This window comes from Halopseudomonas litoralis (assembly GCF_900105005.1).
Taxonomy (GTDB): domain Bacteria; phylum Pseudomonadota; class Gammaproteobacteria; order Pseudomonadales; family Pseudomonadaceae; genus Halopseudomonas; species Halopseudomonas litoralis.
Genome location: NZ_LT629748.1, coordinates 3,419,187 through 3,433,737 on the forward strand (window position 1 = coordinate 3,419,187; position 14,551 = coordinate 3,433,737).

General features: G+C 55.7%; 11 protein-coding genes and 2 pseudogenes. 8 read left to right on the forward strand and 5 right to left on the reverse strand.

What is annotated here, in order from left to right; all coding sequences use genetic code 11:
* Positions 1-257: 257 nt before the first annotated feature.
* A complete protein-coding gene (locus tag BLU11_RS16310) occupies positions 258-1,850 on the forward strand; it encodes a class I SAM-dependent DNA methyltransferase (RefSeq protein WP_090275205.1) in 1,593 nt (530 codons plus the stop codon).
* Positions 1,851-2,087: 237 nt separating this feature from the next.
* On the opposite strand, the gene BLU11_RS16320 is transcribed toward BLU11_RS16310, so the two are convergent.
* Positions 2,088-3,250 (reverse strand): IS3 family transposase gene (locus tag BLU11_RS16320; protein WP_090272001.1). Its coding sequence is split into 2 segments (ribosomal slippage): positions 2,088-2,995 and positions 2,995-3,250, totalling 1,164 coding nucleotides; the frame shifts between segments, so codons are not numbered across the junction.
* Between the two features lie 158 nt (positions 3,251-3,408).
* Here BLU11_RS16320 and BLU11_RS16325 point away from each other — a divergent pair.
* The 3 genes and pseudogenes from BLU11_RS16325 to BLU11_RS19830 all read left to right on the forward strand — a co-directional run bounded on the left by BLU11_RS16325 (position 3,409) and on the right by BLU11_RS19830 (position 6,215).
* Positions 3,409-4,377 carry an IS5 family transposase gene (locus tag BLU11_RS16325; protein ID WP_090276209.1) on the forward strand — a complete coding sequence of 323 codons (969 nt, stop codon included), beginning with the start codon at positions 3,409-3,411 and terminating at the stop codon, positions 4,375-4,377.
* A 211-nt stretch (positions 4,378-4,588) separates the two neighbouring features.
* A complete protein-coding gene (locus BLU11_RS16330; RefSeq protein ID WP_090275208.1) occupies positions 4,589-5,662 on the forward strand; it encodes a restriction endonuclease subunit S in 1,074 nt (357 codons plus the stop codon).
* Positions 5,659-6,215: pseudogene (locus BLU11_RS19830) on the forward strand (DUF6933 domain-containing protein). Before BLU11_RS16330 ends, BLU11_RS19830 begins: the two are co-directional and overlap by 4 nt.
* 27 nt (positions 6,216-6,242) lie before the next feature.
* On the opposite strand, the pseudogene BLU11_RS16340 reads toward BLU11_RS19830, so the two are convergent.
* A pseudogene (locus tag BLU11_RS16340) lies at positions 6,243-6,347 on the reverse strand (SMR family transporter); the annotation flags it as partial.
* A gap of 179 nt (positions 6,348-6,526) precedes the next feature.
* Here BLU11_RS16340 and BLU11_RS16345 point away from each other — a divergent pair.
* Entirely contained in the window at positions 6,527-6,925 is a 399-nt protein-coding gene (locus BLU11_RS16345) for a glutaredoxin family protein (protein ID WP_090275210.1), read from the forward strand.
* Between the two features lie 51 nt (positions 6,926-6,976).
* On the opposite strand, the gene BLU11_RS16350 is transcribed toward BLU11_RS16345, so the two are convergent.
* Both BLU11_RS16350 and BLU11_RS16355 read right to left on the reverse strand, forming a co-directional pair.
* Positions 6,977-7,291 (reverse strand): helix-turn-helix domain-containing protein, encoded by a 315-nt coding sequence (locus BLU11_RS16350; RefSeq protein WP_090275212.1) that lies wholly within the window; start codon positions 7,289-7,291, stop codon positions 6,977-6,979.
* Positions 7,288-7,632 carry a type II toxin-antitoxin system RelE/ParE family toxin gene (locus BLU11_RS16355; RefSeq protein ID WP_090276606.1) on the reverse strand — a complete coding sequence of 115 codons (345 nt, stop codon included), beginning with the start codon at positions 7,630-7,632 and terminating at the stop codon, positions 7,288-7,290. Before BLU11_RS16355 ends, BLU11_RS16350 begins: the two co-directional genes overlap by 4 nt.
* A 218-nt stretch (positions 7,633-7,850) precedes the next feature.
* Here BLU11_RS16355 and BLU11_RS16360 point away from each other — a divergent pair, with 218 nt between their 5' ends.
* The 3 genes from BLU11_RS16360 (at position 7,851) to BLU11_RS16370 (ending at position 13,524) form a co-directional block, all read left to right on the forward strand.
* A complete protein-coding gene (locus BLU11_RS16360) occupies positions 7,851-8,402 on the forward strand; it encodes a DUF6933 domain-containing protein (RefSeq protein WP_090275214.1) in 552 nt (183 codons plus the stop codon).
* A gap of 33 nt (positions 8,403-8,435) precedes the next feature.
* A complete protein-coding gene (locus tag BLU11_RS16365; RefSeq protein ID WP_090275216.1) occupies positions 8,436-11,669 on the forward strand; it encodes a type I restriction endonuclease subunit R in 3,234 nt (1,077 codons plus the stop codon).
* Positions 11,670-11,787: 118 nt separating this feature from the next.
* Positions 11,788-13,524 (forward strand): sensor domain-containing diguanylate cyclase, encoded by a 1,737-nt coding sequence (locus tag BLU11_RS16370; protein WP_090275218.1) that lies wholly within the window; start codon positions 11,788-11,790, stop codon positions 13,522-13,524.
* Here BLU11_RS16370 and BLU11_RS16375 read toward each other — a convergent pair whose 3' ends face one another.
* Positions 13,525-14,517 (reverse strand): bile acid:sodium symporter family protein, encoded by a 993-nt coding sequence (locus BLU11_RS16375; protein ID WP_090275221.1) that lies wholly within the window; start codon positions 14,515-14,517, stop codon positions 13,525-13,527.
* Positions 14,518-14,551: the final 34 nt, after the last annotated feature.

Consider the following 14,551-nt stretch of genomic DNA (forward strand, 5'->3'; position numbering starts at 1 on the left):
CGGGCGTGCTTTGCACTGCGCCAGATAACGGATGCAGCTGACCTGCAGAACATCCCAGAACCGTTTCTCCATCCCCACCGGCACTACCACTACGCTCTTCTTTATCTTGGACATCACGCGCGCCACTGGCTTATGCTCTCGGCCACCAAGGAGCCGCAGTCAGATCTCCGCAATGGAATGCCTGCCTCCCGCTTTTCCCAGCCTGTTAGCGACTACGCCGCACGGGCTATTGTCACCTTTTTATAAAGCCGAACCCCATGAGCAAAGCCGCTGCATCCAGCAAGAAGACCAAATCCTTCGAACAGACCCTGTGGGGCACCGCCGACAAGCTGCGCGGCAGTGTCGAGTCATCCGAATACAAACACGTGGTGCTGAGCCTGATCTTCCTCAAGTTTGTCAGCGACACCTTCGAGGCGCGCCGGCAGGAGTTGATCGACGAGGGCCAGGGCGACTACGTGGACATGGTCGAGTTCTACACCATGCGCAATGTGTTCTATTTGCCGGAGCAGTCGCGCTGGTCGCACATTCAGCAGCACGCCAAGCAGGATGACATTGCGGTGAAAATCGACACCGCGCTGCATACGGTCGAGAAGAGCAACCCGTCGCTGCGTGGCGCGCTGCCAGATAACTACTTCTCCCGCCTGGGGTTGGACCCAGCCAAGCTGGCCGCGCTGATCGACTCGATCAACAACATCGACACCCTGGTAAAACGTGAAGACGGCGCCGCCAGCGAGCAGGACATCGTCGGCCGGGTGTACGAATACTTTCTCGGCAATTTTGCCGCCACCGAGGGCAAGGGCGGCGGCGAGTTCTATACGCCCAAGTGCGTAGTCAACCTGATCGCCGAGATGATCGAGCCCTATCAGGGCAAGATATATGACCCATGCTGCGGGTCGGGCGGCATGTTCGTGCAGTCGATCAAGTTCATCGAGAACCACCAGGGCAACAAGAAGGACATTTCCATTTACGGACAGGAACAGACCGCCACCACCTACAAACTGGCGAAGATGAACCTGGCCATTCGCGGCATCGCCGGCAATCTGGGCGAGGTGCCCGCCGATACTTTTTTCAAGGATCAGCACCCGGACCTGAAGGCCGATTTCATCATGGCCAACCCGCCGTTCAACCTGAAGGAATGGCGCGCCAGCACCGAGTTGACCGATGATCCGCGCTGGGCCGGTTATGAAGTGCCGCCCACCGGCAACGCCAACTACGCCTGGATACTGCATATGCTGGCCAAGCTCAGTGAAAACGGCGTGGCCGGTTTTGTGTTGGCCAACGGTTCCATGAGCACCAACACCAGCGGCGAGGGCCTGATCCGCCAGAAGCTGATCGAGAACGACCATGTGGACTGCATGATCGCCCTGCCCGGCCAGCTGTTCTACACAACACAGATTCCGGTGTGCCTGTGGTTCATGACCAAAAACAAGCGCGCCCAGCAGTTCACCGACGGCCGCAAACACTTCCGTGATCGCCAGGGCGAAACCCTGTTTATCGACGCCCGCAACAAGGGCAGCATGATCGACCGCACCCACAAGGAACTCACCGCCGACGACATCGCCGATATCGCCCGCACTTACCATGCCTGGCGGGGCGAATTCGATGGCGAGACTGTGTATGAAGACGTGCCCGGCTTCTGCAAATCCGCCACGCTGGGGGAGATCAAGGCTAATGATTATGTGCTCACGCCTGGCCGCTATGTTGGCGCTGCGGAGGTGGAAGATGACGGCATACTGTTTGAGGAAAAGATGGCGGAGCTGAGCCAGACCCTGTATCGGCAGATGAAGGAATCAACAGAGCTGGATGCAGTGATTCGGCGAAATCTGGAGGGGCTGGGTTATGAGGAGTGAGTGGACAGAAGTAACTCTGACGGATATCTACACCATCAGCTCTGGCCTATCAAAACCTGCTAAAGATTTCGGCTCAGGCTATCCGTTTCTGGCGTTTAAGGATGTCTTCTACAACACTTTTGTCCCTGACGAGCTCTCACAGCTGGTTCAGTCCAATGAGAAAGAACAAGCCAAATGTTCGATAAAACGTGGGGACGTTTTCCTTACTCGTACCAGCGAAACCATGGATTGTAGTGGTCAACTGATTCCGGACACAGTTTTAAGTTTTTCTTCGGCCACCGCCGGAGCGAGCCCGCCATTGAAGGCGTGGGGACGCTTCTGGTTGTAGTACCCCATCAGGTAGTTGCTGATATCCTTCCGGGCAGCTGCCAGGCTGTGATACCCCATCGGCGGTATCCATTCCGTTTTCAGACTGCGGAACAGCCGCTCCATAGGAGCATTATCCCAGCAGTTGCCTCGACGACTCATGCTTTGCACCATACGGAAGCGCCACAGCCTCTGCCGGAACTTGCGACTTGCATACTGTGATCCTTGGTCAGAATGGAACATCACCCCATGAGGGCGCCCACGCTGCTCCCACGCATGCTCCAAGGCCTGTACCACCAAGTCCGCATCAGCGGTGTCAGACATGGCCCAGCCGACGACGCGACGGGCATACAGGTCCAGTACCACCGCCAGATAACTCCAGCGCTGCCCGGTCCAGATATAGGTGATATCACCGCACCAGACCTGATCTGGTTGCGCCACATCGAACTCCCGGTCCAAACGGTTGGGGATATCTAGCCGCTCCACGGTGGCCTGCTTGTACTTATGGGGGCCTGGTTGCTTACAAATCAGGCCAAGCTCTCCCATCAAACGGCGCACCTTGAAGCGGCCGATGCCGACGCCTTGATCGTTCAGCATGTCCTTGATGGTGCGGCTACCTGCCGAGCTGCGGCTTTTGTTGAACAGCTCGTTAATCTGGGCCCTCAGGGCTACACGCTCAGCATCCACACGCTGTATCCTCTGGCGGTGTTCGTAGTAACAGGAACGGTTGATATCAAAGGCTGCGCACACCATGTCAACGGGGGCCTGCTCTCTCAACTGGTCAATCAGCGTGTACGTTTCCAGTCGTCCGACATCAAGAGAGCGGTAGCCTTTTTTAGGATGGTCTTCTCCATCTCCAGCCGCCGGCACCGCTCTTCCAACTCCTGAATGCGCTGCTGCTCTGGTGTCATGGCTTTGCCTTTAGGGGTGACACCCTGCCGCTCCTCAGTGAGCTGTTTAACCCACTTGCGCAGGACGCTTTCAACCACGCCCAGCGATGTGCTGGCTTGGGTAATGCTGTAGCCTTGGTCCAGCACCAGGCTGGCTGCTTCCTGTTTGAATTCAGGGGTAAAAGTACGTCGCTTTCTTGTCATCGAACACCTCTCAATGGCGAGTATTGTCGCCTAGTTGGTGTCCGGTTTCATTAGACCACTACAGATGAGCTGGGAATGAGTGCTGTAGCGTTAAGGAAGGTCTGAAAAAGACTTCCTGAAAAGGTAAAATGCGTCAGCGCCATTTTCGAGACCACCGCATGAAACAGATGAGCTTTGCAGACGCCGAATACGCTGGTAAACGTAAGCAGACCCGCCGTGAGCGCTTTCTGCTGGAAATGGATCAAGTGGTTCCCTGGAAGCCATTGCTGGCGCTGATCGAGCCGCACTATCCCAAGGGCGAAGGTGGTCGACCTGCTTACCCGCTCGACGCGATGCTGCGAGTTCATCTGATGCAGAACTGGTTTGGGTACAGCGATCCAGCGATGGAAGAAGCGCTGTATGAAACCACCATCTTGCGACTCTTCGCGGGCCTTCAACTTGATCGCATTCCGGATGAAACCACTATTCTCAAATTCCGTCGGCTGCTGGAACGCTACGGCCTGTCCACGGCGTTGTTCGAAGTGGTCAATCGTTACCTGGGTGAGCACGGGCTAATGCTGCGCCACGGCACCGTGGTCGATGCAACCATCATTCATGCACCCAGTTCGACCAAGAACAAAGAAGGTAAGCGCGATCCCGAGATGCATCAGACCAAGAAGGGTAACCAGTATTATTTTGGCATGAAGGCCCACATTGGCGTTGATGCTGAGTCAGGGCTGGTTCACAGTCTCGTGGGGACGGCGGCCAATGCGGGCGATGTTACTCAGGTAGACAAGCTTCTGCATGGCGAAGAAACCCATGTATGCGGTGACGCCGGCTATACCGGCGTTCAGAAACGGGATGAACACAAAGGGCGCAAGCAGGTGGTCTGGTCGATTGCGATGCGCCCAGGCAAGCTCAAGACATTGAGCAAAACCAAGCTGATCGAGAAAGGCTTGCGCCGAATCGAGCGGGCCAAAGCCAGTACACGAGCCAAGGTCGAGCATCCGTTTCGAGTGATCAAATGCCAGTTCGGATTCACCAAGGTGCGCTACAAGGGCCTGGCGAAGAACACGGCCCAGTTGCATACCTTGTTCGCCCTGGCCAACCTATGGATGGCCCGAAAACAGCTGTTAAGTGCAGGATAAATCCGCCCGGAGTACTGGGTACAGCGGCCTGGATGGCCGAAAAGGGGCTGCAACGCGCTGAAAACGCGACTGAGGGCGATGAAATCGTTCCTGAAATGTTTTTTTTGTGAGTCGAGGTCATAATCGCCGCCCATATGGCCGGTATTTCAGACCTTCCTTAAAGGACTATGAGAAAGCAACCTTTAATGGCTTTACAAAACGCTTGCGGCCGATGCCGAACAACAACTTGCATCCCGAGTTCGTAGCGTATTATTTGCGCAGCCCCGAATTTCGCACCGAGATGCTGGCTTTCTCTACAATGTCCACTAGGGCCAGTTTGAATAATGAGATGATCGGGCATCTGAAAATATCGTTCCCATCATTAACAGACCAAAAATATATTGCTTGGGTATTAAAAACTCTCGACAACAAAATCGAACTCAACCACCAGATAAACACCACGCTGGAGTCCATGGCACAGGCGTTGTTCAAAAGCTGGTTTGTGGATTTCGATCCGGCGATCGACAACGCTCTGGCCGCCGGCAATCCGATTCCCGACGAACTGGCCGCCCGCGCCGAACGCCGCGCCAAGGCCGCACAGCAGCCATCACCCGAACACCCCCACACCCTCCCCGCCGAGGTTCGCCAGCAGTTTCCTGATCGGTTTGTGTTTACCGAAGCCATGGGCTGGGTGCCGGAGGGGTGGGAGGCGAAGTCTTTAGTAAAGATAGCGGAATATCAAAACGGATTAGCACTTCAGAAATTTCGTCCCGAGAACGAAGACGACTACCTTCCTGTTGTGAAAATCGCGCAGCTCAAAAAAGGGTTTGCTGACGGTAACGAGAAAGCGTCACCAAACATCAGACCCGAATGCATCGTTGACGACGGCGATATTCTTTTCTCTTGGTCCGGCTCGTTGGTTGTCGATATTTGGTGTGGCGGAAAAGGCGCGCTAAACCAACACTTGTTCAAGGTAACTTCCAAAAACTATCCAAAATGGTTTTACTTCCAATGTACCTCTCTTCACTTGGAAGAGTTTCAACGCATTGCCGCGGGCAAGGCAGTGACGATGGGCCATATCAAGCGAGAACATTTGAACCAAGCTTATTCAGCTGTACCGCCGAAAGAGCTACTCAGAACGCTCGACATGACATTCGTACCTCTACTAGATCGGGTGATCGCTACCCGAATCGAAGCCAAAAACCTTGCTTCTCTCCGCGACACCCTCCTCCCCAAACTCCTCTCCGGCCAACTGCGCATCCCCGATGCCCAAGCCGCAGTAGACGAAGCCCTAGTCGCTATATGATTCAGCTGCATTGCACACAAAAGCTCTACGCCAAACTCCCGGTCAATACTCAGGGTCTGCTGCCGAATACCCGAGCGCGTCCGGTTGCAGCCATTGATCCAGGCGAGAGTCTGCTGAGCGACTGGCATGCCAATCTGATTACCTTGCAACGACGCAACTGCGTGCTCTTTGTGCACAACACCACGCGGTTTCCGGTGCTGCTCACCTGCCTGACCAAGCCTGACTTTGCCGAGCTGGATTACCATTTTCAGGATGCCTCGTGAATACCCTGCTCAAGGCCGGCGCAACTGAGGCGCAGTTGTCAGCCGCAGCCAACGTCCTCACGCCGCTGCGCTGCGATACCCAATGCGACCGCTCAGTACAAGGCACCCTGAACCACATGAAGCAGGACCTGGATCACCTGCTCTGGTATGACCAGCTGCCCATCACTGACCTCGCCCCCTACCGCGTCGGTGCCTGGCTGGCGGAAAGACCCTGCGTGGCCAAAGGCGTTAAAGACTGTATCTGGCCGCTGCGCGCCATGCTCGCTCTATTGGACAGCGCCAACCGATGAAACCGGGGTCAGATGAATATTTTATCCAATCGCAGAAGGAACAAGTTTGGTGAACCCTTCGCTGGAGTTTAGCGCGGACGTGGCGATCACCTCAGCAACGATCGCGAGGACCAAAAACAGCCAGCTCTTCATGCTTTTGGCTCCAGAGAGTGTATGGCTGATAGTGCCCGAACCATGGAGAACGCGACACGCTTGCCCCCTTCACATGCGTGGGTCCGACCCCACTTTCGCCATTACCTTCGGCATCGCCGGTACAATGGCCTGCTTGCCTGCACAAGCAGGCGACAACCCGTTGTCCCAATGAGAGCTTTATGAAAATTGTTATTCGGTACTTTTTCCGTACGCTGCGAATGATCTTGACACCCTTTATGTTGATCGCAGAGGCGATTACCACACCCAAAGCCATTACTCGCACCGCCGCCGAACAGGCCACCTTGAATCGCGCGAGTGAAAAACTGGCTCTCTATCAATTCAAAGCTTGTCCCTTTTGTATCAAAGTGCGCAAACAAATGGCGCGCCTCGGGTTCACGGTAGAAACCCGCGATGCCCAACACAATTTACAACACCGTGCCGCGCTGGAAACCGGTGGTGGCAGAGTCAAAGTCCCCTGCCTGCTGATTCAGCACGACGATGGTCGTGAGGAATGGCTTTATGAGTCCGGTGTGATCACCGAGTGGCTGCGGGAACGTTTTGAAGTGATGGACGGATAGGAACGAAACCGGGGTCAGATGAACATTAATTGGTTCGAACGGCGTAAGTCCCTACACGCTAGCCAGGCGATCAACCATATCAGGGTACTGCTCGACCAGCTTTATCAGCAGCGCCGCCTGAGCGTTCGGCTTGGCCTTGTCCTGTTCCCAGTTGCGCAGTGTTTCAGCACTGGTTCGTATACGCATGGCGAAGACCTTTTGTGACATCTTCATTTTCTTCCTCAAGGCGACGATTTCATCAGCCGTCACCTCGGGCGCGGGCCGGTTCTCGACCGTCACCTGGCGCAAGGTGATCTTGCCCTCCCGCTGCGCCGCCATCTCGTCGATGCCCTGCATCATTTCTTCGAACAGATTGCGCTTGTTCATTTGGTACCTCGCTTCTTCAGCTCGTTGGTAATCGCCTGTTTGAGCTGCTTTTCTTGGTCAGCGGTCAGGTTCTCCATTTCGTCCTTGTCATAGATCGAGAACATCCAGAATTGACCGTCTCCCATCAACCAGTAATACACCACGCGCAGACCGCCACGTTTTCCTTTTCCTCTTCTGCTGTCTGCCCAGCGCAGCTTGCGAAAACCACCTGTTCTGAGCATCACGTCGCCACACTCCGGGTGTGCCAACATCGCGGTCTGCAAACGCCGATACTCTTCATCTGTCAGGTAGTCGCTCAACCTTGAAGTGAACGCAGTGGTTTCTATGAAGATTCCTTTCATGCACCGAAGTGTAGGCATCTTGCCTATGCTTTTCAAGCAAAGGCGTCGCCAGCAGCCTATCAACGCAACGCAGTCGGCATCCGGTGGTGATTTTCACCAGCTCGCAGTTTACGTGGCACCAAAAACTGACACTCTGAGTGTGACTATCGAACGTAAAGTAAACTCGATACGATCATTACCGAAGGGTCTCTTGATCCTGAATCCAACACGGGACACTGATGATCCAACTGCATTGCACCCAAAAGCTGCTCGCCAAACTGCCGGTCAATGCCAGCGGACGGCTGCCTAACACAAGGGCCCGCCCCAGCGCCGCCAACGATCCGGGCGAAAGCCCGCTGAGCGGCTGGCACGCTAACCTGCTTACGCTGCAGCGCCGCAACTGCGTGCTGTTCGTGCACGGCACCACGCGCTTTCCGGTTCTGCTCACCTGCCTGACCAAACCGGACTTTGCCGAGCTGGGTTACCTGTTTCAGGACGGCCTGATGAACACGCTGCTCAAGGGCGGAGCGAGTCAGGCTCAGCTTAACGCAGCGGCCCGGGCTCTCGCGCCGTTACAATGCGATATGCTGCGCGATCGGTCTGTGCAGGGTACGCTCAACCAGATGAAGCAGGACGTAGAACATATGCTCTGGTACGACCGCGTCGCCATCGAGCACCTTGGCCCGTACAGCACTGGCGCCTGGCTAGCCGAACGGCCTTGCGGCGTCAAAGGTGACAAAGACTATGTTTGGCCGATGAAAGAGATGCTGGCACTATTGGACCCGGGTTGAGAGAAACTGCCGTCATTGAGGAAAGGAGTACCAATGAGTTTCAACGAAGCCAAGCTGGAACAGGCCATCATCGAGCTGCTGGGTCAGCAGGGCTATCCGCACTTCACCGGCGACAGGCTCAAGCGCGGCAGCCACAGCGAAGTGCTGCTCAAGGACGATCTGCGCCAGTTTCTGGCCCGCCAGTATGCAGCGGACAACATCACCCCCGGCGAAATCGAATCCGTTATCCAGCAGCTCGAAAGCCTGCCGGCACTGGATCTTTACGACTCCAACAAGACCATTCACAAGCGTGTGGCCGATGGCTTTCTGCTCAAGCGTGAGCGCTCCCTGATCAATCAGAAAGACCTCTACATTCAGCTGATCGACTACAGCGGCCTGCCCGAGCAGCGCGTGCCGGTTGAGGGTGAAGTGGAAACCCTGCAAGCCGAGCCCGGTGCCGGTTATCACACCGGCAATATCTATCGGCTGGTCAATCAACTCACCATCGAAGGCACCGAAAAGCGCATTCCTGACGCTATTCTGTATATCAATGGCTTGCCACTAGTGGTGTTCGAGTTCAAGAGCGCGGTACGCGAAGACGCAACCATTCATAATGCCTGGGTGCAGCTCACCACCCGCTATGTGCGTGATATTCCCGAGCTGATGAAGTACAACGCCCTGTGCGTGATCAGCGACGGGGTGAACTCGCGGATGGGCTCGTTGTTTGCGCCTTACGAGTTCTATTACACCTGGCGCAAGGTGACCGGGAGCGAGAGCATCGAGCAGGACGGCATCAATGCGCTGCACACCATGATCGAGGGGTTGTTTGATCCGGATCGGCTGCGCAATGTGATTCGCCACTTCATCTACTTTCCGGATGTGTCGAGAAAGGAAGAGAAGATCCTCTGCCGCTATCCGCAGTTCTATGCGGCTAACAAGCTGTACGAGAATATCCGCCTGCACCGCAAGCCGCTGGGCGACGGCAAGGGCGGCACCTATTTTGGCGCCACCGGCTGCGGCAAGAGTTACACCATGCTGTTTCTCACGCGTCTGCTGATGAAGAGCGTGGAGTTCGGCAGCCCGACCATTGTGTTGATCACCGACCGCACGGATCTTGACGACCAGCTCGCGGGCCAGTTCACCAACGCCAAAAACTATATCGGCGACCAGACGGTGGCCAGCGTGGAGAGTCGCGCCCACCTGCGCGAACTGCTCAAGGGCCGCAACAGCGGCGGGGTGTTCCTCACCACCATCCACAAGTTCACCGAAGACACCGAGCTGTTGACCGAGCGCACCAACGTGATCGTTATCTCGGACGAGGCGCACCGCAGCCAGGTGAATCTGGATCAGAAGGTGCGGGTGACGGACAAGGGCGTGAAGCGCACCTTCGGTTTTGCAAAATACCTGCACGATTCCCTGCCCAATGCCACCTACGTAGGCTTCACCGGCACGCCGATTGACGCGACGCTGGATGTGTTCGGCGAGGTGGTGGACAGTTACACCATGACCGAGTCGGTGAAAGACGAGATTACCGTGCGCATCGTCTACGAGGGCCGCGCCGCTAAGGTGCTGCTGGACAACGACAAGCTCAAGGAAATCGAGGCGTACTACGCCCAGTGCGCCGAAGACGGCACCAGCGATTACCAGATCGAGGAAAGCAAGAAAGCCAGCGCCAACATGAGCGCCATCCTCGGCGACCCGGATCGCATCAAGGCGCTGGCTATCGATTTTGTCCATCACTATGAAAAGCGTATCGAGGAAGGCTCGACGCTCAAGGGCAAGGCGATGTTCGTGTGCAGCAAGCGCGAGATTGCCTATGCGTTCTGGCAGCAGGTGGTTGAGCTACGACCGGAATGGAATGAGGGGTTGGCTGCCGAAGCCGGTGTGGAGCTTACCGATCAGGAGCGCAAGGAGATCAAGCCGATGGAGCGGATCAAGATGATCATGACCCGCGGCAAGGATGATGAAAAAGCCCTGTACGACATGCTCGGCACGGCGGAATACCGCAAGGAGCTAGACCGCCAGTTCAAGAACCCCAAGTCCAATTTCAAGATCGCCATTGTCGTGGACATGTGGCTGACCGGCTTTGATGTGCCCTTTCTGGACACCATGTACATCGACAAACCCATCCAGCGCCACAACCTGATCCAGACCATTTCACGGGTCAACCGCAAGTTCCAGGGCAAGGAAAAGGGACTGGTGGTGGATTACATCGGCATCAAGAAGCAGATGAACATGGCGCTGGCCCATTACAACAAGGCCGATCAGCAGAACATCGAAGAAATCAACCAGTCCATTGTGGTGGTGAAGGATCATCTGGACCTGCTCAACAAGCTGTTCCACCGTTTCGATGCAAGCCTGTACTACGCCGGCAGCCCGCTGGAACAGCTCAATTGCCTGAACATGGCGGCAGAACACGCGCAGATCACCGACAAGATCGAAAAGCGCTTCATGGCAATGGTCAAGCGACTGAAAGCAGCCTACGACATCTGCTGTGGCTCGGAAGGCATCAGCCAGCGTGAGCGCGATCAGATCCATTTTTATCTGGCGGTGCGCTCCATTGTATTCAAGCTGACCAAGGGCAGCGCACCGGATATCGCCCAGATGAACGCCCGCGTGCGGGAGATGGTTGCCGAGGCGTTGAAGGCCGATGGGGTGGAGGAGATATTCAAGCTGGGTGAGGAAGGTGCCGGCGAGGTGGATATCTTCGATGATGACTATCTGGCCAAGATCGAGAAGATCAAACTACCCAACACCCGGATCAAACTGCTGCAGCAACTGCTGGCCCAGGCGATTGAAGACTTCAAGAAGGTCAACAAGACCCAGGGCATCGACTTTGCGGAGAAATTCAAGGCGCTGGTGGAGCATTACAATGAGCGCAAGGACGATACGCTGTACGTCGGCGAGGTCTGGGACGATATAACCAATGAGTTCCTAGAGCTGATCTCCGCACTGAAGGCAGAAAAAGAATCTTTCGCCGACCTGGGCATCGATATTGAAGAAAAAGCCTTTTACGACATCCTCAAGAAACTGGCTTTCCAGTACAACTTCAGCTACCCGGAAGACAAACTGCTGACGCTGGCCGCTGCGGTAAAAGTAGTGGTGGACGATAAGGTCCAATACACCGATTGGAGTCAGCGGGACGACATCAAGGCTGAACTCAAGGTGGAGCTGATCCTGCTATTAGCCAAGCATGGCTACCCACCGGTCGACCGGGATGAGGTGTACAAGGAAATCTTCGAGCAGGCAGAGAATCTGAAGAAGCATCAGAAAAGTGAAACTGAATAAAAAATGGAACGAGTGAGCGCCCAGTGATCTTTTCGACACATGGCTAAGCGCCATTTCCAATACTGTCATAGACTAGGACAGTATTCGTGACGCATAAAAACACAACAGGCGATCGTAGATGGACCTACACCGGCAACTGCTGTTCGTATTGCTCCTTCAGTTGGTGACTGCGCTGGCATGGGCAGAGCCACGGGTTTCAGTCGATCAGAGCCAGATCAACCTGACCGAGTTCAGGATTGGCTACCATATAGATCCCTCGCGGACGTTGACCTTTGAAGAGGTCAGAACGCTGCCCTTCAACGAAACCGGCAACCGGACCAGCCTGGGCACCGATGCGCGAGTCGCCTGGTACAAGCTGATTCTGGACAACACCTCGGATGTCGATCAGCAGCTTTTTGTCCACCTGCCACACGCCTACCACTTACGATCAGTTGATATCTATGAGGAACGCGACGGCGCGCTGGTGCGCAGCGAGTTGCTTGATCTGGACCAGATTGCCGACACTGATGTAATGTATCGCGGCACCGTGGTGTACCCGTTCACCCTGCCCGCAGAGCAGTCCACCACCCTCTACCTGCGCAGCTTTTCCTATTCACATCAATGGTTTGCCGTCGAGATACTGGACGAGTACGCCTCACGCCACGGACTGGTGAGCATCAATACCGATATAGCCTTGATGGTCGGCATGTTACTGGCTCTGGTGTTCTACAACGGGCTGCTGTACTTCGCTACCAGCAAAAAAGAGAACATTTTCTACTCGCTGTATCTGATCTCCGGCCTGGTATGGATAGCGCTGTCCTACGGGCTGATCGCCAGTGTATTCGATGTATACGGCGACACTATTTTCAAGTTGAACATGTCGTTGTTCACCATGCCGATCTTTCTGTTGCTGTTCATGATGGCTATCTTCGAGACCAAGTCGTACTACCCCACAGAGCATCGTTTTCTGCAGGGGCTGATCGCGTTGCTGAGCGGCACATTGATCTGGGGATTTTTTGATATTTCTGCCGCGCTCAAACCCGCCAGTAGTCTGGCTGCGATGATGATGGTGGTGACCTTATCGGTCGGGGTGTCGCTGCATCGCAAAGGCCATCCGCTGGTGAAATACTTCCTGCTCGGCCACAGCTTCTTTGTGCTGTTCAACGGTATTGCCGTGCTCTTCTACAAAGGCCTGATTCCGCCGAGCTACCTGAGCAGCCATGGAGTGGGCATTGGCATCGTGCTCGAGGCTCTGACGCTGGCATTTGTCATTTCCCACCGCATCAAATTGCTGGAGGATATACGCGCTTCCCAGGAAGAGCTGAAGAAGCAGGCCGCCACGGATCCATTGACCAGACTATACAACCGCCGGTTCTTCTTTGCGGAGGCCAACTATCTGCTTGAATTGGCGAAGGGGGCCGATACGCCGGTATCGGTCATGATTTTGGATATAGATCACTTCAAGCGCGTGAATGATGACTACGGTCACGGCTGCGGCGATCAGGTTCTCACCAAGCTGGCGCAAACGTTGAAGGAACAAAGCCGCTCGGAAGATCTGATCGCGCGGTTCGGCGGCGAGGAGTTTGTCATTCTGCTGCCGGGCGCTGATCTACTGGAAGCCAGCCGCTGTGCAGAGCGCATACGCATTGCCGTGCAGGCGCTGAAAATGACCGCTGGCGTAAACGAAACAGTGCAGATCACTGTCAGTCTTGGTATCGCAGAGTTCGACATGGAGCAAGAGAGCGTTGAGTCCGCACTGACCCGTGCTGACCAGGCCCTGTATCACGCCAAGAACGACGGTCGCAATCGCATCTACCACGCAGAGCCTGCGGTAATAACTACCGCAGACCTGCTGGCCGAAGGAAAGAGCGGGTAATCAGGCACTCTCCGCGAGCGGATCAGCAACCTCTGGCCGTCGCGCATAACGCTCGGCGAGCACGGCGCAGACCATCAACTGGATCTGATGAAAGATCATCAGCGGCAGAATCATCGCCCCCATACTGGCGCCCGCAAACAACACCTGCGCCATGGGCACGCCAGTGGCCAGACTTTTCTTCGAGCCGGCAAACAGAATGGTGATGCGATCCTCAACATTGAAGCCAAGCCGTCGCGACAGTTGCTCGACCAAGACCAGGACCAACGCCAACAGAATGCAGCAAGCCAATACCAGCCCACCCAACTGCAACAACGGAGTGCTCTGCCACAGCCCTTCCACTACCGCCGCACTGAAGGCGCCGTAGACCACCAACAGAATCGAGCCCTGATCGACGTTCTTCAGCCAGAGCTTGTTCCGTCCCACCCAATGACCGATCCAGCGACGGGCAAACTGCCCGGCGACAAAAGGAAGCAGCAGCTGCAGGGTAATCTGCCAGACAGCATCCAGCGTGTCCCCGCTGCCGCCCTCGGCTCCCATCAGCAGCATTACCAGCAATGGCGTGAGGAAAATGCCCAACAGACTCGAAGTGGCGGCGCTGCAGACGGCCGCCGCTACGTTACCGCGGGCCAGTGAAGTGAAGGCTATGGCCGACTGTACTGTGGCCGGCAAGGCGCAGAGAAACAGCATGCCCAGATAGAGTTCGTGGCCCATCAGCGGCGCCAGTATCGGCTTGAGGGCCAACCCGAGCAAGGGAAAGAGCAAGAAAGTACAGCCAAACACCACCAGATGCAGACGCCAGTGAGTGGCACCGGCCCAGATCGCATCGCGCGATAACTTGGCGCCATGCATGAAAAACAGCAGGGCGATCGCCAGGTTGGTGACCCAGCCGAACACTACCGCCACCTCACCCTGCACGGGCAGCAAACTGGCAGTAGCCATGGCTGCAATCAGGCAGAGGGTGAAGTTATCGGGCATAAAACGGGGACGAGCCATCGCATTGATCTCCTGGGCGACACACAACTTATAT